Below are 21,004 nucleotides of genomic sequence, written 5' to 3'. Positions count from 1 at the left end.
ACGTCCGGGGGGACCACCCCCAGGGAAGGTCCATGCTTCAAACACCGAGCGGCGGTGCCGGAAGCGGTACCGCCGCCAGGGACAGTGGGCTGATGAGCATCGGCACGGTGCTGAACGTGCTGCGCGACGAGTTCCCCGAAGTCACCATCTCCAAGATCCGCTTCCTGGAGTCGGAGGGCCTGGTCGAGCCGCGGCGGACCCCGTCGGGGTACCGCAAGTTCAGCGCCGGAGACGTCGAGCGCCTCGCTCATGTCCTGCGGATGCAGCGGGACCACTATCTGCCGCTCAAGGTGATCCGGGAGCATCTGGACGCCATGGCGCGCGGCGAGGCCGTGGCGCTGCCCGTGGTGGGGCGCCAGCGCACCGGAGAGGACGGGCCGGCGCCCGTGGAGGGTCCCACGGTGGCCAGGATCGGCAAGGCCGAACTGCTGGCCGCGGCGGACATCACCGAGGACGATCTGAAGGAGTGGGAGTCCTACGGGCTCATCGCTCCCCTGGAGGACGGGGCGTACGACGCCGAGACCGTCACGGTGGCCTCGCTCGTGGCCGAACTGGGCCGGTTCGGGATCGAGCCGCGCCACCTCAGGGTGATGAAGGCCGCCGCCGACCGCGAGGCGGGTCTGGTCGACCAGGTGGTGGCCCCGCTCAGGCGCCACCGCAATCCGCAGACCAGGGTGCACGCCGAGGCCCGTACGCGCGAGCTGGCGGCCCTCACGACGAAACTGCACGCGGCCCTGGTGAATACCGCTCTCGGGGTGCGGAACCCCTGAACCCCGGGGCCTCCGGGCGGCCGGATCGGGCACCTGTTCCCGGCCCGACTACCCAAACGTCCCGGGCACCGCCTAGGGTTGCTGTGTGAACGAGCTCGATGTCGTAGGTGTCCGGGTCGAAATGCCCTCCAACCAACCGATCGTGCTCCTGCGCGAAGTGGGAGGCGACCGTTACCTCCCGATCTGGATCGGGCCGGGGGAGGCGACGGCGATCGCCTTCGCCCAGCAGGGCATGGCCCCCGCGCGGCCGCTGACCCACGACCTGTTCAAGGACGTGCTGGAAGCCGTCGGCCAGGAGCTGACCGAAGTACGCATCACCGACCTGCGGGAAGGCGTCTTCTACGCGGAACTGGTGTTCGCCAGCGGGGTCGAGGTCAGCGCCCGCCCCTCCGATGCCATAGCGCTCGCCCTGCGCACCGGCACGCCGATCTACGGCAGTGACACGGTGCTGGACGACGCGGGCATCGCGATCCCGGACGAGCAGGAGGACGAGGTGGAGAAGTTCCGCGAGTTCCTCGACCAGATCTCGCCCGAGGACTTCGGCACCAGCAGCCAGTGAGACACCAGGAGCCGGTGAGACACCGGCAGGCGCTGAGCCGCCGCGCCGCAGTCGGCCAGGCGCGCGGCCGGCCTCCGGACCGGAGTTTTTCCCGGTATGGGCGGCGGCGCCGCGGGTCCGGCGCCCCGGCAATTGCCTCCGGCCGGTGAGAGCGTCCTACGGCCCGCCGCGAGGGCATTCGGCTAGCCTTTCCCCGCGGTGGGGCACGGGAAACCACTCCTAGGGTGATTATCACTCGGCGTGCCGAGTGTGGCGATCGTTGACGCACCCCTGGTGACTGCCTACCGTCGAGAAGGCAGGTCAAGGACGGAGGTCGGCGTGAGAACCAGCGGCGACGGTACGGCTGGGGGTGCCCCCGGACGCGGTTTCGGGGAGAGCGGTCCGTACCCGCCCCCGAACGCGCGGCTGCGTCCCGGCGCGGGACATGCCCATCCCGGCGGCGCGGTGGAGCACGCTCCGCAGCTTCCGACGGCGGTGCCGAACGGCGGAGGGGTGGCGTCCATGACGTCCGAGCAGATCGGCTACCGCGGGCCCACGGCCTGCGCTGCCGCCGGAATCACCTATCGGCAGCTCGACTACTGGGCCCGCACCGGCCTGGTCGAGCCCAGCGTGCGCCCGGCCTACGGGTCGGGCACCCAGCGGCTCTACAGCTTCCGGGACGTCGTCGTCCTGAAGATCGTGAAGCGGTTCCTGGACACCGGGGTGTCGCTGCAGAACATCCGCACGGCCGTGCAGCACCTGAGGGAACGCGGTTTCCGCGACCTGGAGCGGATGACCCTGATGAGCGACGGGGCCACCGTGTACGAGTGCTCCTCGCCGGACGAGGTCCACGCCCTGCTCCAGGGCGGCCAGGGCATCTTCGGGATCGCCGTCGGCGTGGTGTGGCGGGACGTGGAGAGCGCCCTCTCCCAGCTGCACGGCGAGCGCATCGACACCGGCGAGACCCTCGTCGGGCACAACCCCGCGGACGAGCTGGCGCGACGCCGCAACCGGGCGGTCTGACCGCCGGACCGGCCGGGGGCGCCCCGGCACCGCGGCCGTTGTCAGTGCCGTGGTGCAGCATCGGAGATGTGAGAAACGCGCCCACGATCCTGCATCTCGACATGGATGCCTTCTTCGCCTCGGTGGAGCAGGCGTCCAAACCGAGCCTGCGCGGGAAGGCGGTCGTCGTGGGCGGGCTCGGACCGCGCGGTGTGGTGGCCACCGCGTCGTACGAGGCACGGGTGTTCGGGGTCCACTCGGCGATGCCCATGGCGCAGGCCCGCCGGCTGGCGCCCAACGCCGCCTATCTGGTGCCGCGCTTCACGCTGTACCGGGCGATCAGCGAGCAGGTGATGGCGCTGCTGCGGGAGCTGTCGCCGCTGGTGGAGCCGCTGAGCCTGGACGAGGCGTTCGTGGATCTGGAGGCCGGGGGGACGGCCTGGGACGAGGAGTCGGCGCGGCGGGCCGGCGAGAAGCTGCGGAGGGACATCCGGACGGTCACCGGCCTCACCGGATCGGTGGGGCTCGCCGCCTCCAAGATGCTCGCGAAGATCGCCTCGGAGCAGGCCAAGCCGGACGGACTGGTGCTGATCGAGCCGGGCGGCGAGCGGGCGCTGCTGGGGCCGATGCCGGTGCGCACGCTGCCGGGCGTCGGGCCGGCCACCGGCGACCATCTGCGCCGGGCCGGGATCACCACGGTGCAGGAACTGGCCGAGGCGGGGGAGGACGAGCTGGTCCGGCTGCTCGGCAAGGCGCACGGGCAGGCGCTGTACGCGATGGCCCTGGCCCGGGACGAGCGGCCGGTGGTGGCCGAGCGGGAGGCCAAGTCGGTGTCCGTGGAGGACACGTACGACGTGGACATCCACGACCGGGCGCGGGTCGCTCTGGAGGTGCGGCGGCTGGCCGACCGGTGTGTGCGGCGGCTGCGCGGGGCCGGGCTGTCCGGGCGGACCATCGTGCTCAAGGTGCGGCGGTACGACTTCTCGACGCTGACCCGCTCCGAGACGCTCCGGGGGCCCACAGACGACCCGGCGGTCATCCGCGAGGCGGCGGCCCGGCTGCTGGACTCCGTGGACACCACGGGCGGGGTGCGGCTGCTCGGGGTGGGGGTGTCCGGGCTCGCCGACTACACGCAGGAGGACCTGTTCGCGCAGGCGATGCCGGTGCCCCTGGAGGAGGAGCCGGAGGCGGGCGCCGCCGAGTCCGCCGTGGAGCGGCCGGAGCCCGTCGAACGGCAGTGGCGTGCCGGGCAGGACGTACGGCACGCCGAGTACGGACACGGGTGGGTGCAGGGCAGCGGGCTGGGGCGGGTCACCGTGCGGTTCGAGACGCCGCTGTCGGCTCCGGGGCGGGTGCGGACGCTCCCCGTCGCCGACCCCGACCTGGTGGCGGCCGATCCGTTGCCGCTGGTCGCGGATTCCGCCCGCCCGCCCGGCGCCGGGGCGGACGCGTCCGGTCAGACCTCCTCCGAGCCCGCCAGCTTGCCGAAGTCGTGGTCGGGGACCGCGGGGGGTGGGGCCGTATCGAGTCCGTAGTGGTGGTAGAGCTGGAGTTCCTGCTCCGGGGAGAGGTGACGGCCCACGCCGAAGTCGGGGGCGTCCTTGACCAGGGCGCGGTCGAAGGGGACGCGCAGCGTGCCGTCGACGAGTTCGCTCGGTTCCAGCGGGACGAAGGCGTCCCGGGAGAAGAGGCCGGTGCGTATGGCCGCCCACTCGGGCACGCCGGTGGCGTCGTCCAGGTACACCTCGTCGATGGTCCCGATCTTGGTGCCATTGCGGTCGAACACCTTGCGGCCGATCAGGCTGCGCGGATCGATGTCGGTCTGCACGGTCCCGCTCCCTCCACGTGGTCGCGACTCATCCGTCAGCACTACCAAAGAGCACATTCAGGCAGGCGGCCACTCGAAGACCACGGCGTTGACCTCGCTGATAGGCTGACGGCGGCTGCTGACCCCGCGCGGGAGAGTCCTCCGACCACCTCGGAGGCGCCGAAGGAGCAACTCCTCCCCGGAATCTCTCAGGCTCACGTACCGCACGGACGAGGTCACTCTGGAAAGCAGGACGGGCGTCCGACGGCTCCCGTCCTCACCGACGGTGAAAGCCGGTGCCCGCGGGCGTCCGGTGAAGCTCTCAGGTGCAGATGACAGAGGGGGAGGCCGTCGGGGTGCCCGTGCCGGGGCGCCCCTCGCAGGTCGCGTCAGACCAGGAGGCCTCCGCAATGACCGCCCACCGCATTCCGCTCGCCGAGCTCGAAGCGGGCATCCCGTTCGAGCAGCGCCACATCGGGCCCGACCAGGAGGCGCGGGCCAAGATGCTCGCCCAGGTCGGGTACGGCTCGCTCGACGAGCTGACCGCCGCCGCGGTCCCGGATGTGATCAAGAACGCCGACGCCCTGGACCTGCCCGGTGCCCGCACCGAGGCCGAGGTGCTCGCCGAGCTGCGCTCGCTCGCCGACCGCAACCAGGTCCTGGGCTCGATGATCGGCCTGGGCTACCACGGCACCTTCACCCCGCCCGTCATCCTGCGCAACGTCATGGAGAACCCGGCCTGGTACACGGCCTACACGCCGTACCAGCCGGAGATCTCCCAGGGCCGCCTGGAGGCCCTGCTGAACTTCCAGACGATGGTCGCCGAGCTGACCGGCCTGCCCACCTCCGGTGCCTCCCTGCTGGACGAGGGCACGGCCGCCGCCGAGGCGGTGGCCCTGTCCCGGCGCATGGGCAGGAACAAGAAGGGCCTGTTCCTGATCGACGCGGACGCGCTGCCGCAGACCATCGCCGTGATCCGGACGCGCGCCGAGCCGACCGGCGTGGAGGTCGTCGTCGCCGACCTCTCCGCCGGCATCCCGGCCGAGGTCGCCGGGCGCGAGATCAACGGCGTGCTGATCCAGTACCCGGGCGCCTCCGGAGCCGTACGGGACATCAAGCCCGTCATCGACCAGGCGCACGAGCTGGGCGCCCTGGTGACGGTGGCCGCGGACCTGCTCGCCCTGACCCTGCTGACCTCGCCGGGCGAGCTGGGCGCGGACATCGCCGTCGGCACCACCCAGCGCTTCGGCGTGCCGATGGGCTTCGGCGGACCGCACGCCGGCTACATGGCCGTACACGAGAAGTTCGCGCGCAGCCTGCCCGGCCGCCTGGTCGGCGTCTCCGTCGACGCCGACGGGCACCGGGCCTACCGGCTCGCGCTGCAGACCCGTGAGCAGCACATCCGCCGGGAGAAGGCCACCAGCAACATCTGCACCGCGCAGGTGCTGCTCGCCGTCATGGCCGGCATGTACGCCGTCTACCACGGCCCCGAGGGCCTGAGGACGATCGCCCGCCGCACGCACCGCTACGCCACCCTCCTCGCCGCGGGCCTGACGGCCGCCGGTGTGGAGATCGTCCACGGCGCGTACTTCGACACCGTCACCGCGCGGGTGCCCGGCAGGGCCGCCGAGGTCGTCGCCGCGGCCCGGGACAACGGCGTCAACCTGCGGCTCGTCGACGCCGACCACGTCTCCATGGCCTGCGACGAGACGACCGGCCGGGCCCAGCTGGACGCCGTGTGGGCCGCCTTCGGCGCCGACGCCGACATCGAGGCGCTGGACGCGACCGCCGAGGACACCCTGCCCGAGGCGCTGCTGCGCACCGACGACTACCTCACCCACCCGGTCTTCCACCAGCACCGCTCCGAGACCGCGATGCTGCGCTACCTGCGCAGGCTGGCCGACCGGGACTACGCGCTCGACCGCGGCATGATCCCGCTGGGCTCCTGCACCATGAAGCTCAACGCGACCACGGAGATGGAACCGGTCACCTGGCCCGAGTTCGGCCAGCTGCACCCGTTCGCGCCGGCCGAGCAGGCGCAGGGCTACCTCACGCTCATCCGCGAGCTGGAGGAGCGTCTCGCCGAGGTCACCGGCTACGACAAGGTCTCCCTCCAGCCGAACGCCGGTTCGCAGGGCGAGCTGGCCGGCCTGCTCGCCGTACGCGGCTACCACCGTGCCAACGGCGACGAGCAGCGCACCGTCTGTCTGATCCCGTCCTCCGCGCACGGCACCAACGCGGCCAGCGCGGTGATGGCCGGCATGAAGGTCGTCGTCGTCAAGACCGCCGGGGACGGCGAGATCGACGTCGAGGACCTGCGGGCCAAGATCGAGCAGTACCGCGACGAGCTGGCGGTGCTGATGATCACCTACCCGTCGACGCACGGTGTGTTCGAGGAGCACGTCGCCGACATCTGCGCCCGGGTGCACGAGGCCGGCGGCCAGGTGTACGTCGACGGCGCCAACCTCAACGCGCTGGTCGGCCTCGCCAAGCCGGGCCATTTCGGCGGCGACGTCTCCCACCTGAACCTGCACAAGACGTTCTGCATCCCGCACGGCGGCGGCGGTCCGGGCGTCGGCCCGGTCGCGGTCCGCGCGCACCTGGCGCCGTACCTGCCGAACCACCCGCTCCAGCCCGAGGCCGGCCCGGAGACGGGCGTCGGACCGATCTCCGCCGCCCCCTGGGGCAGCGCGGGCATCCTGCCCATCTCCTGGGCGTACGTCCGCCTGATGGGCGGCGAAGGCCTGAAGCGGGCCACCCAGGTCGCCGTGCTCTCGGCGAACTACATCGCCAAGCGCCTGGAGCCGCACTACCCGGTGCTCTACACCGGCCCGGGCGGCCTGGTCGCGCACGAGTGCATCATCGACCTGCGCCCGATCACCAAGGCCACCGGTGTGACCGTGGACGACGTCGCCAAGCGTCTGATCGACTACGGCTTCCACGCGCCGACCATGTCCTTCCCGGTGGCCGGCACGCTGATGATCGAGCCGACCGAGTCGGAGGACCTCACCGAGCTGGACCGTTTCTGCGAGGCCATGATCGCCATCCGTGCGGAGATCGAGAAGGTCGGCTCCGGCGCGTGGCCCGCGGAGGACAACCCGCTGCGGGGCGCCCCGCACACCGCCGCCGCGCTCGGCGGTGAGTGGTCGCACTCCTACAGCCGCGAGGAAGCCGTCTTCCCGGCCGGCGTCTCGGCCGCCGACAAGTACTGGCCGCCGGTGCGCCGCATCGACCAGGCCTTCGGCGACCGCAACCTGGTGTGCTCCTGCCCGCCGCTGGACGCCTACGAGGACTGAGCGAGCCGTAAAGGCAGGCCCCGCCCGGAGGTCCGGGCGGGGCCTTTCCTTCTGGGCCGGGCGGCGGCCCCGGGCTGCCGTCGGAGAGGGGCGGTCCGCTCATCTCGTGTGCCGGGCGGCGGCCCGAGGGCGCCGGTGCGCTCAGGCCGGGTACGCGTGGGTCTGGGCCGCCTTGACCGTCGCCCAGACCGGTGCGCCCGGACGAAGGTCCAGCTCGGCGGCGGCGACCGTCGTCAGGTCCGCCGCGAGCGGCAGCTCACCCGTGAGGTCGGCGCGGATCTGGTCGCCGTGCGTCTCCAGGCCCGCGACCTCGCACCGCCACAGGTTGCGGGCGCTGGCGCCCGAGGGCCGGTCCCGGAACAGGGTCACCGCGGACGGCGGGAACGCCACGAAGACCGGCCCGGACAGCTCCTCCGTGGTCGTGATCGACGGTCCCGCGCCGAGCCGTACGGTGTGCCCGGCAGCCTGTCCCCGGTAGAGGTTGAGGCCGACGAGCCGGGCGATGTAGTCCGTGCGCGGATGCCGGGCGATGCCGGCGGGCGTGCCCGTCTGCACGACCCGGCCGTCCTCCACGACGACCAGCCGGTCCGCCAGGACCATGGCGTCCAGCGGGTCGTGGGTGACCAGGACCGACACCGCCTCGAACTCGGCCAGGTGCCGGCGCAGCCCGGCGCGGACCTCCAGCCGGGTCCGGGCGTCCAGGGCCGCCAGCGGCTCGTCCAGGAGCAGCAGCCGGGGCCGGGTCGCGAGGGCGCGGGCGAGCGCCACGCGCTGGGCCTCGCCGCCGGACAGACGGCGCGGCCTGGTGCCCGCGTGGCCGGCGAGCCCCATGCGGTCCAGCCAGGCCGCGGCCTGGGCGCGGGCCTCGGCCTTGCCCACGCCCCGGCAGCGCGGACCGAAGGCGACGTTGTCCAGGGCGGACAGGTGCGGGAAGAGCAGATAGTCCTGGAAGACGACACCGACCGGACGGGCCTCGGGCGGCGTGTGCTCCAGGGGCGTGCCGTCCAGGAGCAGACGGCCGTCCGTGAGCGGGGTGAGGCCGGCGAGGGCGCGCAGGGCGGTGGTCTTGCCGGCGCCGTTGGGGCCGAGGAGGGCGAGGACCTCTCCGGGGGCCGCCGTCAGGGTCACGTCCAAGCGGAAGCCGGGGCGGTCGACGACGAGACGGGCGTCGAGACCGGTGGCCGGGGCCGGGGTGGGGGCCAGGTTCGGGTTCGGGGTGGGGGCCGGGTTCGGCGTGGGGGCCGGGTTCGGGGTGGGGCGCCGCTCCCGGTCCTCGGCCGGGGTGTCCGGCTTCGCGTCGGCGCCGTCGGTGCGGCTTCGGTGGGTCATGGGGTCGTCATCCAGCGGTCCCTGAGGGCTGCCAGCACCGCGATCGACACGGTGAGCAGCACCAGGCTGAGGGAGATGGCGGCTTCGGGGTCGTTCTGGAGGGCGAGGTAGACGGCGAGGGGCATGGTCTGGGTACGGCCGGGGAAGTTGCCGGCGAACGTGATCGTCGCGCCGAACTCGCCGAGCGCCCGGGCCCAGGCCAGCACCGCGCCGGCCGCGATGCCGGGCGCGATCAGCGGCAGCGTGACCCGCCGGAACGCGGTGAAGCGGGACGCGCCGAGGGTGGCGGCGGCCTCCTCGTAGCGCGGGTCGGCGGCGCGCAGGGTGCCCTCGACGCTGATCACCAGGAACGGCATCGCCACGAACGCCTCCGCGAGCACCACTCCCGCGGTGGTGAACGGCAGGGTGATCCCGAACCACGCGTCCAGCCACCGGCCGACCACGCCGTTGCGGCCCAGGGCGAGCAGCAGGGCCACCCCGCCGACGACCGGCGGGAGGACCAGCGGGAGGGTCACCAGGGCGCGCACCAGGCCCCGGCCGGGAAACTCCGTACGGGCCAGCAGCCAGGCCAGCGGCACACCGAGGACGATGCTGACGGCGGTCGCCGCGGTGGCGCTGACCAGCGACAGCCGGAGCGCCTGCCACACCTCCGCGCTGGTCAGCTGGCCGGGCAGGCCGTGCCAGGGCGCGCGCACGAGCAGCGCGAGCAGCGGCAGCAGCAGGAACGCCAGCGCCAGCAGACCCGGCAGCAGCAGCGGCAGCGGCACTCCGCGCCGGCCCGGCGTGCCGACGCGACGGCGCCCCGGCCGGCCCGTGCGGGGGCCGGCCGCGGCGCCGGGCTGGTCGAGCGAGGTCACGGCTTGAGGAACCCGGCCTCGGTCAGCACCTTCCGGCCCTCGGCGGACCGCACGAGGGCGAGGAACGCCTTGGCGGCCTCGGCGTTCGGCGCGTTCTTCAGCACGGCGATCGGGTAGTCGTTGACGGCACCGGCCGACTCGGGGAACTCCACGCCCTCCACCTTGCCACCCGCGGCCCGCACATCCGTCTTGTAGACGAGCGCCGCGTCCGCCTCGTCCAGCTCCACCTTGTTCAGGGCGCTCTTGACGTCCTGCTCGTAGGAGACCGGGGTCAGCTTGATCCCGGCGGCGTCCAGGGCCTTCTGCGCGGCGGTCCCGCAGGGCACGGTCCGGTCGCACAGGACGACCTTCAGACCGGACTTGGTGAGGTCCTTCAAGGAGGACACCCCGGCCGGGTTGCCGGGCAGGGTGGCGATCTCCAGCTGGTTGCGCGCGAAGGTGGCCGGGGTGCCGGCCGCGTCCCCCCGGTCCGTCACGGTCTTCATCGTCTTGGGGCTGGCCGCGGCGAAGACGTCCGCGGGCGCTCCGCCGGTGATGCTCGCGGCGAGGGTGTCGCTGCCGCCGAAGCTGAAGGCGACCTTGGTGCCGGGGTGCCGGTTCTCGAACTCCCGGCCCAGGGCGGTGAAGCTCTCCTTCAGGGAGGCGGCCGCGAACACGGTGACCGTGCCGGACAGCTTCGGGGAGGCCGGTGTGCCGGAGTCCTGCGCGCGCGACTCCTTCGGCTCCGAGGGCGAGGCGCAGGCGCCGAGGGCCAGCAGTGCGACGGCTCCCGCACCGGCCGACTGCAGGGTCCGCCGGGTCCGGCGGACGGAACGGGTCATCACGGGGCTGCTCCTCGGCTTGGGGACAACGGTCGCGCCCTGCCACGGCCGGGCATCGACCGTTCGGCGATGATACTGCCGCATCTGCCAGGCGGAAGTCTGCTGTCACTTTGCATGAGCTGGCGGGTGGTGGCGTGTGGCTCGCATGTGCGTTTCTACAGTGGCGGCCTTGGCCGAGGAGGGCGCCCGTGTGCCGGCAAGCCGGCCGGGTCAGACGCGGTCGATGTGCACGTTCGTGGACTTCACGCGCGCGGTGGCCTCCATGCCGACCTCCAGGCCCAGTTCCTCCACGGCTTCCCGGGTCAGCAGCGAGACCAGCCGGTGCGGGCCCGCCTGGATCTCCACCTGGGCGGCGACATCGCCCAGCTTGATCGCGGTGACGATGCCGGGGAAGGCGTTGCGGACGGAGGTGTACGGGGTCTCCTCCTCGGCACTGCCTCCCTTGGCCAGTTCGACCGAGAACGCGGCGAGGTCCCCGCCCTCAATGAGCCGCCGCCCGGCCTCGTCGCGATGGGTGGCCACCCGGCCGGCGTCGGCCCAGCGGCGGGCGGTGTCCGGGCTGACGCCGAGCAGCCGTGCCGCCTGGCCGATCGTGTAGGACTGCATGCCCGTCACGATAGGGCCCCGGTGGCCGAAACCGGGGACGAGGGCTGGCCGTTCGGTATAACGCGATATAGCGTTTCTCCGGGACGGGCCCGGGGAAGAACCAGGACGGGCCGGAAATGAACCGATACGGGGGTGAGAGCGATGTCGGCGGAGCTGGTGGGGACGGCTGAGCCGGACGGTCTGCGGGCGGCGCACGTGGACCGGGACCGCGTGGTGGAGGCGCTGTCGGCGGCCGCGGCGGAGGGCCGGCTCACGGCCGGGGAGCTGGACGAACGTGTGGAGGCGGCACTGACCGCGCGCACCTTCGGAGAGCTGGCCGCGCTGACGGCCGACCTGCCGGAGCGGGCGGCCCCGGAAGCGCCCCGGGATGTCGTCCGGATCGAACAGCACGGGGCGTCGGCCACCCGGAGCGGCGAGTGGGCCGTGCCGCGCCGCATGGAGATCGAGTCGGCCTGGGGCGACGTGACGCTGGATTTCAGCGAGGCGCTGATCACGTACGACACGCTCCGCATCGACCTGGACATGCAGGCCGGTGCCCTGCGGCTGATCACCCGGCCCGGCGTGGTGGTGGACGCCGACTCGCTGGTCATCGGCTTCGGCGGCACCAGGATCCGCCCGGCCGCGGACCCGGAGACGCCGGCCGTGCTCCGGGTGGAGATACGGGGCCGGCTCAGCTACGGGCAACTGGAGGCGCGGCCCCGGAGACGGTGGTTCCGCAAAGGGTGGTTCGGTAGGCGCTGGTTGGGGAGACGGTGACATCCCCGGTGGTGCCGGTGCCGGTGCGGGCGGGTGCCGGAGCCGATGACGGCTTCGCGCGGGGCAGCCGGTTCCCGCCCGTCGGGGCTCAGCCCGTGTGCACCCGCGGACGCCGGGCGCGGTCCGGTTCCGCCTCGCGCAGCACCTCCCGGGTGACCGGGGCCACCTCGCCCTGGCCGAAGAGGAAGAAGCGGAGGAAGTTGGTGAACGGATTGCCCTCGGTCCACTCGAAGTAGATGTGCGGGGTGCGGCCCGTGACGTCACGGATGTGCAGCAGCAGCGCGGCCAGGGCGTTCGGGACGGAGGCGGACTCCAGCGTCAGGACCCGGTAGCGGCCGTGCAGCACCTCGCCGCGCACGGTCAGCCCCGCCTCGAACTCGGACGGGTCGGTCACCGTGACCTCGGCGAAGACGAAGTCCTCCTGTTCCGGCAGGTCGTTGTCGGCGCGGATCTGCTCGATCTTGTCGCGGTACTCGGCCTTGTCCCGGTGTCCCGGCTCGTTGGCGATGAACCGCATCTTCCGGCTGGCCATGTCCCGGATGAAGCGCTCGGCCATCGGATCGAGCGTCACGCTCGTCACGCGCAGTTCGAAGGCGCGGGCCAGCCGGGACAGCAGCGAGACCAGGATGATGCCCGCGATGAAACAGGCACCGATCTTCACGCCGTCCGGGCGCTCGATCACGTTCACCACGGTCGTGTAGAGGAACACCGCCGAGATCGCGCCGAACGCGAGGGTCCACCCGTGCTGGGCCGCCTTGCGCGCCGCGATGGTCACCGCGATCGCGGCCGAGCTGATCAGCACCAGCACACCGGTGGCGTAGGCGCCGCCCTGCTTGTTGACGTCGGCGTCGAAGATCCAGGTGACCAGGAAGGCGATCAGGGTGAAGACGATGACCATGGGGCGCACCGCACGGGCCCAGTGCGGGGCCATGCCGTAGCGGGGCAGATAGCGCGGCATCAGGTTGAGCAGGCCGGCCATGGCGGAGGCGCCCGCGAACCACAGGATGGCGATGGTCGAGACGTCGTAGACCGTGCCGAAGGCACTGCCGAGATACTCGTGCGCGAGGAAGGCGAGCGCGCGGCCGTTGGCCTGGCCGCCCGTCTTGAACTCCTGCTCCGGGATCAGCAGCGTCGTGATGAAGCTGGTGGCGATCAGGAAACAGCTCATGATCAGCGCGGCGGTGGTCAGCAGCTTCTTGGTGTCCCTGATCCGGCCGGCGGGCCGCTGCTCGGTGTCACCCTCGTCGCCCCGGACGTGCGGCATGACGGCGACGCCGGTCTCGAAACCGGACAGGCCGAGGGCGAGTTTCGGGAAGACGAGGAGCGCGACCCCGATCATCACGAAGACGTTGCCGTGCTCGGTGGTCAGGGCGCCGCTCCAGTCGGTGATCACATGCCCGGCGGTGACGACATGCCACAGGCCGGCGGCCACGACGACGACGTTGAGCGCGAGATAGACGCCGACCAGGGCGACCGCGACACCGACCGCCTCCAGGAAGCCCTTGAGGAACACCGCGCCGAGCAGCGCCACCAGGAACAGGGTGATCACCATCTGGTGGCCTTGCAGGGCACCGGTGAGGTGCGGGTTCTCCACCAGGTGGGTGGAGGCGTCGGCCGCGGAGAGCGTGATGGTGATCAGAAAGTCGGTCGCCGCGAAGCCCAGCAGGGTGAGCACGAACAGCTTGCCCTGCCAGAACGACAGCAGCCGCTCCAGCATCGCGATGGAACCCTCGCCATGCGGGCTCTCCTCGGCCACCCGGCGGTAGACCGGCAGGGCGCAGGCCAGGGTGACGACGACGAGCACGATGGTCGCCACCGGCGACAGCAGACCGGCCGCCAGGGCGGCGATGCCGGGCTGGTAGCCGAGGGTGGAGAAGTAGTCGACACCGGTCAGGCACATCACCCGCCACCAGCGCTGGCCCTGGTGCGGAGGCTCCGGCTCGGCGTGCGGTCCGGTGTGGCCACCGGCCTTGCCCATGTCGGACAGCCCCTCCAGCATCCAGGCGCGCAGGCGGCCGGTACTGGGAGGGCGCTCGGTCGTGGCCATCGGGCGTGCTCCTGACGTGCGGCAAGCTCTTTTCGGCCATCCCACGGACGGCGGCACCAGCGTAAGCGGAGAGTGACGCTCGGGCCCCTGCATCGGTGGCCCCGCGGCGTCAATCTTGCGTTAAGAATGGCCCGGGAGCGGCGGGTCCGCACGAAGAAGGCGAGGCGGGAGGCCGTTGCGGGGCACCGGCACCGTACCCGGGTGCCTTGCGGGGGAGCGGCGCCGACGTCGGCCGGGTGCCGCCGGTCGACCACCGAGCGTCATGGCGTGCGGGCGAGGGGCCGGTCACGCCGGGTGTGGCAGGCCGGGTCTGGCGGGCTGGGTCTGTCACGCGGGGCTGGCAGGCCGGCGTGCCGGCTACTCCCAAGCCCGGCGCGTCGGCTACTCCTAGCCCGGCGTGCCGGTTATTGCGTGCACAACGTGCCGGCTACTCCATGCCCGACGCGCGGAACACGCCCAGGGCCGTCTCGCTGTCCAGGCGGCGGGCCAGGTCGTGCAGGGCGGTCGTACCGGACACCAGCAGGCCGGCCGCCTCGGCGCGGCGGGCGCCCTCATCGAGCCGATACCACAGGTGCGGGTTGCGGACCAGGACCTCGGGGTCGATCTCCACCCGGCGGTCCAGGGCGTCGCGCAGCAGCAGGCGTTGGCTGACGCCGTCCACCGGGCGTACCGCGGTCAGCAGATCGGTGCGGACCCGGCGGGTGCACAGCAGCCGGCGGGTGGCCAGCCAGCCGGGACCGGCCGACACGCGCGCCGGGTACAGCACCAGGTACAGCAGCAGGGCCAGCAGGAGCCACAGGGCGCCGCGCCACCAGTTCAGCGAGCCGGCCGCCCCGTCGATGCCCAGCAGCAATGCCAGCAGCGCGCCGGCGCAGCGGACCGCTCCGCGTACCTCGCCGGGCCAGTCGCGGTCGTACGCCACGGCCCCGGTGCCGGACGGGTGCGAACCGGTCGTCTGGGGGCGGGTGTCGTCGCGGTGCTCCATGAGGGAAACGGTAGTCCGCCGGCGGCCCGGCGCCCGCCGTCCTGACGCCGCCCTGACGCCGGGGGAGCCGTTCTTGACGCGACGGCAGCGGGGTCCGGGGAGTCGGCCCGGCCGGGACGCGCGGACCGGGGAGTCGGCCCGGCCGGGGCGCGCGGACCGGGTCAAGGACCCTCGTCGGCAGTAAGATTCGGCGCTCGTACCGAAATTTTCGACCGCCTCCGGGAGGCGAGCATGCGGACCTACGACAACCCGGTCATCCCCGGCTTCCACCCCGATCCCAGTGTGTGCCGGGTCGGGGACGACTACTACCTGGTGTGCTCCAGCTTCGAGTACTTCCCGGGCGTCCCGCTGTTCCACAGCCGGGACCTGGTGCACTGGCGGCAGATCGGCAACGTGCTCGACCGGCCCGGCCAGTTGGCCCTGTCCGACGACGTACCGGCGTCGGGCGGTGTCTACGCGCCGACGATCCGGCACCACGACGGGCGCTTCTACGTCATCACCACCGGCGCGGGCGCGGGCGGCACCTTCCTCGTCACCGCCGACCGCCCCGAGGGCCCCTGGTCGGACCCGGTGTGGATCGACCTGCCCGGCATCGACCCGGACCTGGCGTGGGACGAGGACGGCGCCTGCTGGTGCGCGATGGCCGGGGTCACCGTGGCCCGGATCGACCCGGACACCGGCCGGGTGCTGGAGGGCCCGCTGCCGATGTGGTCGGGCACCGGACTGCGGGACCCGGAGGCCCCGCACCTGTACCGGATCGGCGACTGGTGGTACCTGCTGCTCGCCGAGGGCGGCACCGCCCTGGGGCACGGTGTCGCGGCCGCCCGCGCGCGTTCGCCGCGCGGCCCGTGGGAACCGGCCCCCGGCAATCCGCTGCTCACCCACCGCGGCACGGGCCTGCCCATCCAGTGCACCGGCCACGGCGACCTGGTCGAGGCGGCCGACGGCAGCTGGTGGATGGTGCTGCTCGGCACCCGGCCCCGCGGCTGGTTCCCCGAGTTCCACGTCCTGGGCCGGGAGACCTTCCTGGCGCCGGTGGAGTGGGCCGACGGCTGGCCCCGGCTGGGTCCGGTGCGCGAGCGGCATCCGGCCCCCGCCGTCTGGGCCCCCGTCGAACAGCCGCCGGTGCGCGACGACTTCACCGCCGCGGTGCTCGCGCCGCACTGGATATCGCCGCGGCGGAGGCCCGAGGGCTCCTGGTCGCTGACCGAACGGCCCGGCCGGCTCACCCTGACCGCCACCGGCGACAGCCTCGACCGGCCCGGGCACACCTTCGTCGGCCGCCGCCAGCAGCACCACGACTGCCGGGCCGCGGCGCTGCTGGAACCGGGGGCGGCGCGGGCCGGACTGTCGGTCCGCCTGGACGAGGCCCACCACTACGACCTGGAGGTGAGCGCGGGCACGGCGGCCGTGATCGCGCGGATCGGTCCGCTGCGGCAGCGCGTCGCCGAGCACCCGCTGCCGGCCGGTCCCGTGACCCTGGCCGTCGAGATCCGCGCGACCCGGCAGCCGGGACCGCCGCACGGCCCGGACCTCCTGGCCTTCTCCGTCGAGACCGCCGGGGGAACCGTCCCGCTCGCCGAACTCGACGGCCGTTACCTCTCCACCGAGGTGGCCGCCGGCTTCACCGGCCGGGTCATCGGGATGTACGTCACCGAGGGCAGCGCGGCCTTCGACTGGTTCGCGTACGAGCCGGTCACGCCCGCACCCTGACCTCCGCCCCCAGGCAGGCGCTCGAAACTTTCGGCGGCGCGGCGGGCCGTGCATCGGGGCCGGTACGCACGGCGTGTGCGTGGCCGGCCCCTGGTGTGTGTCGTGCCGCGCTCAGGCGGCGGTCATCACCTGTTCCGCACCCAGCGGGCGGTGCGGGGCGATGATGCTGCCGTCGGGCAGCAGCTCACCGGTGTCCTCGAAGAGCAGGACGCCGTTGCACAGCAGGCTCCACCCCTGCTCCGGGTGGTGCGCCACGAGGCGGGCGGACTCCCGGTCGGCGGATTCGGCTGGCGGGCACGGTGGCTGGTGCTGGCACATGGGCGGGATCTTTCCCTCTGTCGTGAACATGTCCGTCCCCCGTGAATGAAGAGTCGGTCTGCGCCCAGTGTTCTCTCCTGCGTGTCATTCCGCAGGGATTTCGCAGCACCGCTTCTCACAGATTCAAGACGCGTCACCCGCGCGGGCGGTTCAGCCCAACTGTGCGGTCCCTTCGGGTGGTTCGCACTGGCCGGATGTGACTAGTCCGGCGGGGAGAGGCCCGGCGGAGCCCGGAACATCACCGTACCCCGCTTCCCGGGCGGGAAGCGGGGTACGCGGGCGACGGTCAGGCAGGCGAGCCGAGCGCCGGTGAGCCCAGCAGTGGGAGAGGAGTCGCCCGATGGGTCAGTACCGGAAGCAGCTCGGCGACCCGGAACGGACGGTGTGCCGGGATGCCCGGCGGGGCCGGTGCCAGCGGGACGAGCAGGTCACCGGCGGCCGGATGGCCCCCGGTGCCGTCACCGGAGCGGTCGCCGTGCAGCCACAGGGTGAGCATGTACAGGCCGGGAACGGAGAGCAGTCTCGCCTGGTACGGCTGGGGCAGCGCCTCGGCCTGCTCCAGGGCGCGTTCGGTGGAGGCGACGTACGGGCCCTCGAAGAAGTGCGAGAAGGCCCAGCCGTCCGGAGTGAGCATGGTCTCGGCCGCGGCCACCGCGCGGTCGCCGCACCGGATCAGGAACCGCCAGCCGGCCAGCCTGGTCGCGGACAGGCCTTGGGCGGTGATCCGGTCCAACACGTGGACGGGGAGCGGGAGTTCGGGTGTCGCAGGTCCCTGCGCGGCACGCAGGGCGGGAGTACGGGCCTCATGGACCGCGGTGGGGGAACCGAGGGCCGTGAGGACGGAGCGCAGGGCGGGCGCGGGGGCCGGGGGTATGTGCAGCGGCATGTGGGTCGCCTCTCATTAGACAGGCGCGGCGGCGCGAGGAAGTGGGGCGGACGGCGCTGTCTGCTCACGGAAGGCGCGAGAGGTGGGAGCCCGGATCGGTGTGACGAGGGTGCGGCTCGGCCTGCCGCCCGTCAATCGGTACGGCGGAAACTCCGCGGCAACCAGCACCGAAGGGTGCCACCCTGTGCCTTGTGGACGGAGTTTATACGACGCGTGTTCGGCCGATGTTTCGGCTATCTGAATCCGGTTGACCGGACAAGGGCGAATTAGGCCGTCGATGTGCGGAACTCATCCCGATTTTCCGTGCGGCGCGCGCCGCTGACCTCGCCATACGCGCGGGTAACGGTCGGCCGAATGGCGTCGGCGTTTTTCATGAGGCGTTCGGGGCACTTGATGGTCAACGTGCGGCATGCCTCGTGAATGTGCCGCCGGGAACATCTGACAGAGTAGCGGGCGACAGGCCCGCGCGGGACGTTATCGATCGCTTCGGCTGGGCATCATCCCTCCTGACCCGGGAGAGCCCGGCGGCCGGATCGTCGGCCCGCCCATCCGAGGAGGGACACTTCGATGGGGGAGAAGGTCGTGGCGGGGCGGTCCGACCTGTCCGATCGCCAGCGCTACCGTGAAAAGCTCCAGAAGTGCCTCACGGGACTGGAGCGGCTACTGCGGGAGAAGCGGTTCGACCGTCCAAAGAACCTCATGGGCGTCGAGATCGAATTGAATCTCGCGGGGCCCGACGGTATGCCGAAAATGTTGAACGGGCAGGTACTGGAGCGCATCGCGAGCCGCGATTTCCAAACAGAGCTGGCCATGTTCAACCTTGAAGTCAACATAGCTCCACACCGCTTGGGCGACCGGGTATTCGACCGGCTCGCCGAGGAACTGCGCACGTCGCTGGCCTACGCCGACCGCAAGGCGGCCGAGGTCGACGCGGGCATCGTGATGATCGGGATCCTGCCCACCCTGGGCCGGGACGACCTGGTCTCCTCCAACCTCTCGGAGGTCGACCGCTACACCCTCCTCAACAACCAGATCGTCGCCGCGCGCGGCGAGGACTTCCGGCTCGACATCGACGGCGTGGAGCACCTCGTCTGCACGTCCAAGTCGATCGTGCCCGAGGCCGCGTGCACCTCGGTGCAGCTGCACCTCCAGGTCACCCCGGGGCGGTTCGCGGACGTGTGGAACGCCGCCCAGGCGGCGAGCGCCGCGCAGATCGCCGTCGGCGCCAACTCCCCGTTCCTCTTCGGGCACGAACTGTGGCGCGAGTCCCGGCCCCCGCTGTTCCTCCAGTCCACCGACACCCGGCCGCCCGAACTCCAGGCGCAGGGCGTACGGCCGCGCACCTGGTTCGGCGAGCGGTGGATCTCCTCCGCCTACGACCTGTTCGAGGAGAACCTGCGCTACTTCCCGGCGCTGCTGCCGATCTGCGACGACGAGGAGCCGCTGGAGGTCATCGAGGCCGGCGGGGTCCCCGGACTCGCCGAACTCGTGCTGCACAACGGCACGATCTACCGCTGGAACCGGCCGGTGTACGGCATCGCGGACGGCGTGCCGCACCTGCGCGTGGAGAACCGGGTCCTGCCCGCCGGGCCGACCATCACCGACGTCATCGCCAACGCGGCCTTCTACTACGGCCTCGTGCGCGCCCTCGCCGAGGAGCCCCGGCCGGTGTGGACGCGGCTGCCGTTCGCCGCGGCCGAGGCGAACTTCGACGCGGCGTGCCGGTACGGCATCGACGCCCGCTTCGTCTGGCCCCGGCGGGGACGCTACGGCGGCACGGGCGAGATCGACGCGGTCACGCTGGTCCGCGACGAGCTGCTGCCGCTCGCCGCGGCCGGGCTGGACGCTTGGGGCGTGGAGGCCGCGGACCGGGATCTCTACCTGGGCGTGATCGAGGAGCGCTGCCGGCGCCGGGTCAACGGGGCGTCCTGGCAGACGGCCACGTTCCACCAGGCGCTGGAGCGCGGGCTGTCCCGCGACGCGGCGCTGGCGGCGACCACGCGGCGCTACGCCGAGCTGATGCACGGCGGCGAGCCGGTCCACACCTGGCCGGTGGGCCTGCCCGCCCCGGCACTCACGGGCTGACGACTGGGGGCGGCGACTGGCGAGCGGACGACGGCGTACGGCGGGCGCGGGCCTGGGCTTGGTTGATCTGTGGAGCACCGGGCGCCGCGCCGCCGGGCGTCGAAGGCAGGGGCGTGGGTGGGCTCGGGCGCTGAAGGCGGGCGCGTTGGTCGCCGGATGCGGGGGCGCGTGATCGGCGGGCCCCGGCGTGGCCCGGACGCGAGACCCTGGCCGTCTGCCGTCTGCCGTCTGCCGTCTGCCGTCTGCCGTCTGCCGTCTGCCGTCTGCCGTCTGCCGTCTGCCAGGGGGCGAGGGGGCGAGGGGCCGGGGTGGTGTAAGGGGCTGCCGGGTTCTTCTGCGATCCTTGCGGGCGAACGGTGGGCCGGGGGCCCACGAGCCGGCAGGAGGTTGACTCGGTGGCCGATTCCTCGGTGCGGACGCCCGGCCCGCGGCGGATGCTGCGGGACGAGACGCTGCTCGTGCTGGCGCTCTCGCTCGGGGCGAGCGGAGTGTCCGCGCTGATCAGTTTCATCGGCTCGGTCACCAAGCCGGGCGGTCTCAAGGACCAGGCCGCCACCCTCAACGCCTCCGCCGCGCCCGGCCGTCCCTGGCTGGACCTGGCCTGGCAGCTCTTCGGCATCGCCACCGCACTGGTCCCCGTGGCGCTCGTCGCCCACCTGCTGCTGCGCGAGGGCACGGGGCTGCGCGCCCTCGGCTTCGACCGCACCCGGCCCTGGTCGGACCTGGCCCGGGGCGCCGGGGTCGCGGCCGTGATCGGCAGCACCGGCATCGCCTTCTACCTGGCCGCCCGCGGCCTCGGCTTCAACCTCACCGTCGTACCCGAGGCACTGCCGGACGTGTGGTGGAAGTACCCGGTCCTGGTGCTGTCGGCGGTGCAGAACGCGGTGCTCGAAGAGGTCATCGTCGTCGGCTATCTGCTGCGCCGGCTCGGGCAGCTGGGCTGGTCGCCGGGGGCCGCGCTGCTGGCCGCCGCGGTCCTGCGCGGCTCCTACCACCTCTACCAGGGCATCGGCGGCTTTCTCGGCAACCTGGCCATGGGCGTGGTGTTCGTCTGGCTGTACCGCCGCTGGGGGCGGGTCGGCCCGCTGGTCGTCGCGCACTCGCTGCTCGACATCGGGGCCTTCGTCGGTTACGCCCTCCTCGCCGGCAAGGTGGGCTGGCTGCCGACGGCCTGACCGCGCAGGCCGC

The 21,004-nt window shown here is 72.6% G+C and carries 18 protein-coding genes and 1 riboswitch; of the genes, 9 read left to right on the top strand and 9 right to left on the bottom strand.

Translation table 11 applies throughout. The annotated features are described in order from the left end of the window. Positions 1–32: 32 nt before the first annotated feature. The 4 genes from ACH4OA_RS33640 (at position 33) to ACH4OA_RS33625 (ending at position 3,845) form a co-directional block, all read left to right on the top strand. Positions 33–770 carry a MerR family transcriptional regulator gene (locus ACH4OA_RS33640; protein WP_397941333.1) on the top strand — a complete coding sequence of 246 codons (738 nt, stop codon included), beginning with the start codon at positions 33–35 and terminating at the stop codon, positions 768–770. Between the two features lie 85 nt (positions 771–855). After that, on the top strand, positions 856–1,329 hold the full coding sequence (locus tag ACH4OA_RS33635; protein WP_026253112.1) for a bifunctional nuclease family protein: 474 nt from the start codon (positions 856–858) through the stop codon (positions 1,327–1,329). 318 nt (positions 1,330–1,647) lie between these two features. After that, positions 1,648–2,331, top strand: coding sequence for a MerR family transcriptional regulator (locus ACH4OA_RS33630; protein ID WP_365879019.1), 684 nt, complete (start codon positions 1,648–1,650; stop codon positions 2,329–2,331). A 68-nt stretch (positions 2,332–2,399) separates the two neighbouring features. Then, entirely contained in the window at positions 2,400–3,845 is a 1,446-nt protein-coding gene (locus ACH4OA_RS33625; protein ID WP_397973197.1) for a DNA polymerase IV, read from the top strand. On the opposite strand, the gene ACH4OA_RS33620 is transcribed toward ACH4OA_RS33625, so the two are convergent. Further along, positions 3,767–4,138, bottom strand: coding sequence for a PRC-barrel domain-containing protein (locus ACH4OA_RS33620; RefSeq protein ID WP_365879014.1), 372 nt, complete (start codon positions 4,136–4,138; stop codon positions 3,767–3,769). The two genes, ACH4OA_RS33625 and ACH4OA_RS33620, sit on opposite strands and share 79 nt — an antisense overlap. Positions 4,139–4,257: 119 nt before the next feature. Beyond that, positions 4,258–4,352: riboswitch (glycine riboswitch) on the top strand. A gap of 175 nt (positions 4,353–4,527) precedes the next feature. On the opposite strand from ACH4OA_RS33620, the gene gcvP reads away from it, so the two are divergent. Then, positions 4,528–7,413: an aminomethyl-transferring glycine dehydrogenase gene (gcvP, locus tag ACH4OA_RS33615; protein ID WP_397947220.1), complete on the top strand. Its 2,886-nt coding sequence runs from the start codon at positions 4,528–4,530 to the stop codon at positions 7,411–7,413. A 141-nt stretch (positions 7,414–7,554) separates the two neighbouring features. Here gcvP and ACH4OA_RS33610 read toward each other — a convergent pair whose 3' ends face one another. The 4 genes from ACH4OA_RS33610 to ACH4OA_RS33595 all read right to left on the bottom strand — a co-directional run bounded on the left by ACH4OA_RS33610 (position 7,555) and on the right by ACH4OA_RS33595 (position 11,026). Then, positions 7,555–8,742, bottom strand: coding sequence for an ABC transporter ATP-binding protein (locus ACH4OA_RS33610; protein ID WP_397973195.1), 1,188 nt, complete (start codon positions 8,740–8,742; stop codon positions 7,555–7,557). Next, positions 8,739–9,599 carry a molybdate ABC transporter permease subunit gene (modB, locus tag ACH4OA_RS33605; RefSeq protein ID WP_397941342.1) on the bottom strand — a complete coding sequence of 287 codons (861 nt, stop codon included), beginning with the start codon at positions 9,597–9,599 and terminating at the stop codon, positions 8,739–8,741. The genes ACH4OA_RS33610 and modB overlap by 4 nt, the downstream gene beginning before the upstream one ends. Further along, positions 9,596–10,420 (bottom strand): molybdate ABC transporter substrate-binding protein, encoded by an 825-nt coding sequence (modA, locus tag ACH4OA_RS33600; protein ID WP_397941344.1) that lies wholly within the window; start codon positions 10,418–10,420, stop codon positions 9,596–9,598. The genes modB and modA overlap by 4 nt, the downstream gene beginning before the upstream one ends. A 210-nt stretch (positions 10,421–10,630) precedes the next feature. Next, positions 10,631–11,026: a molybdopterin-binding protein gene (locus ACH4OA_RS33595; protein WP_397941346.1), complete on the bottom strand. Its 396-nt coding sequence runs from the start codon at positions 11,024–11,026 to the stop codon at positions 10,631–10,633. A 141-nt stretch (positions 11,027–11,167) separates the two neighbouring features. On the opposite strand from ACH4OA_RS33595, the gene ACH4OA_RS33590 reads away from it, so the two are divergent. Continuing rightward, positions 11,168–11,782, top strand: a complete 615-nt coding sequence (locus ACH4OA_RS33590) for a DUF1707 domain-containing protein (RefSeq protein ID WP_397973192.1) — start codon at positions 11,168–11,170, stop codon at positions 11,780–11,782. Positions 11,783–11,870: 88 nt separating this feature from the next. On the opposite strand, the gene ACH4OA_RS33585 is transcribed toward ACH4OA_RS33590, so the two are convergent. Both ACH4OA_RS33585 and ACH4OA_RS33580 read right to left on the bottom strand, forming a co-directional pair. Next, positions 11,871–13,829, bottom strand: a complete 1,959-nt coding sequence (locus ACH4OA_RS33585) for an amino acid transporter (protein WP_397941349.1) — start codon at positions 13,827–13,829, stop codon at positions 11,871–11,873. A 427-nt stretch (positions 13,830–14,256) separates the two neighbouring features. Continuing rightward, on the bottom strand, positions 14,257–14,814 hold the full coding sequence (locus ACH4OA_RS33580) for a hypothetical protein (RefSeq protein ID WP_397941351.1): 558 nt from the start codon (positions 14,812–14,814) through the stop codon (positions 14,257–14,259). 231 nt (positions 14,815–15,045) lie between these two features. Between ACH4OA_RS33580 and ACH4OA_RS33575 the strand changes: the two genes are divergently transcribed. Then, entirely contained in the window at positions 15,046–16,527 is a 1,482-nt protein-coding gene (locus ACH4OA_RS33575) for a glycoside hydrolase family 43 protein (RefSeq protein ID WP_397973190.1), read from the top strand. Positions 16,528–16,638: 111 nt separating this feature from the next. On the opposite strand, the gene ACH4OA_RS33570 is transcribed toward ACH4OA_RS33575, so the two are convergent. After that, positions 16,639–16,845: a DUF5999 family protein gene (locus ACH4OA_RS33570; RefSeq protein ID WP_365880284.1), complete on the bottom strand. Its 207-nt coding sequence runs from the start codon at positions 16,843–16,845 to the stop codon at positions 16,639–16,641. A gap of 286 nt (positions 16,846–17,131) precedes the next feature. Continuing rightward, positions 17,132–17,731: a hypothetical protein gene (locus ACH4OA_RS33565; RefSeq protein WP_397941354.1), complete on the bottom strand. Its 600-nt coding sequence runs from the start codon at positions 17,729–17,731 to the stop codon at positions 17,132–17,134. Between the two features lie 567 nt (positions 17,732–18,298). On the opposite strand from ACH4OA_RS33565, the gene ACH4OA_RS33560 reads away from it, so the two are divergent. Together ACH4OA_RS33560 and ACH4OA_RS33555 are read left to right on the top strand one after the other, a co-directional pair. Beyond that, positions 18,299–19,816 carry a glutamate--cysteine ligase gene (locus ACH4OA_RS33560; RefSeq protein ID WP_397973188.1) on the top strand — a complete coding sequence of 506 codons (1,518 nt, stop codon included), beginning with the start codon at positions 18,299–18,301 and terminating at the stop codon, positions 19,814–19,816. A 434-nt stretch (positions 19,817–20,250) separates the two neighbouring features. Continuing rightward, a complete protein-coding gene (locus ACH4OA_RS33555) occupies positions 20,251–20,991 on the top strand; it encodes a CPBP family intramembrane glutamic endopeptidase (protein WP_397941516.1) in 741 nt (246 codons plus the stop codon). The last annotated feature ends 13 nt before the right edge of the window (positions 20,992–21,004 follow it).

Origin of the sequence: Streptomyces sp. NPDC017095 (genome assembly GCF_044332325.1) — a bacterium.
In the GTDB taxonomy this organism is placed as follows: Bacteria; Actinomycetota; Actinomycetes; order Streptomycetales; family Streptomycetaceae; genus Streptomyces.
This window is presented reverse-complemented; position numbering and strand designations above follow the sequence as displayed.

What these genes read in the sequence shown, in the direction of transcription:
- ACH4OA_RS33640 (WP_397941333.1), top strand. Translation starts at nt 33, where the DNA reads ATGCTTCAAACACCGAGCGGCGGTGCCGGAAGCGGTACCGCCGCCAGG.
- gcvP (WP_397947220.1), top strand. Translation starts at nt 4,528, where the DNA reads ATGACCGCCCACCGCATTCCGCTCGCCGAGCTCGAAGCGGGCATCCCG.
- ACH4OA_RS33610 (WP_397973195.1), bottom strand. Translation starts at nt 8,742, where the DNA reads ATGACCCACCGAAGCCGCACCGACGGCGCCGACGCGAAGCCGGACACC.
- modA (WP_397941344.1), bottom strand. Translation starts at nt 10,420, where the DNA reads ATGACCCGTTCCGTCCGCCGGACCCGGCGGACCCTGCAGTCGGCCGGT.
- ACH4OA_RS33595 (WP_397941346.1), bottom strand. Translation starts at nt 11,026, where the DNA reads ATGCAGTCCTACACGATCGGCCAGGCGGCACGGCTGCTCGGCGTCAGC.
- ACH4OA_RS33590 (WP_397973192.1), top strand. Translation starts at nt 11,168, where the DNA reads ATGTCGGCGGAGCTGGTGGGGACGGCTGAGCCGGACGGTCTGCGGGCG.
- ACH4OA_RS33585 (WP_397941349.1), bottom strand. Translation starts at nt 13,829, where the DNA reads ATGGCCACGACCGAGCGCCCTCCCAGTACCGGCCGCCTGCGCGCCTGG.
- ACH4OA_RS33580 (WP_397941351.1), bottom strand. Translation starts at nt 14,814, where the DNA reads ATGGAGCACCGCGACGACACCCGCCCCCAGACGACCGGTTCGCACCCG.
- ACH4OA_RS33575 (WP_397973190.1), top strand. Translation starts at nt 15,046, where the DNA reads ATGCGGACCTACGACAACCCGGTCATCCCCGGCTTCCACCCCGATCCC.
- ACH4OA_RS33570 (WP_365880284.1), bottom strand. Translation starts at nt 16,845, where the DNA reads ATGTGCCAGCACCAGCCACCGTGCCCGCCAGCCGAATCCGCCGACCGG.
- ACH4OA_RS33565 (WP_397941354.1), bottom strand. Translation starts at nt 17,731, where the DNA reads ATGCCGCTGCACATACCCCCGGCCCCCGCGCCCGCCCTGCGCTCCGTC.
- ACH4OA_RS33560 (WP_397973188.1), top strand. Translation starts at nt 18,299, where the DNA reads ATGGGGGAGAAGGTCGTGGCGGGGCGGTCCGACCTGTCCGATCGCCAG.
- ACH4OA_RS33555 (WP_397941516.1), top strand. Translation starts at nt 20,251, where the DNA reads ATGCTGCGGGACGAGACGCTGCTCGTGCTGGCGCTCTCGCTCGGGGCG.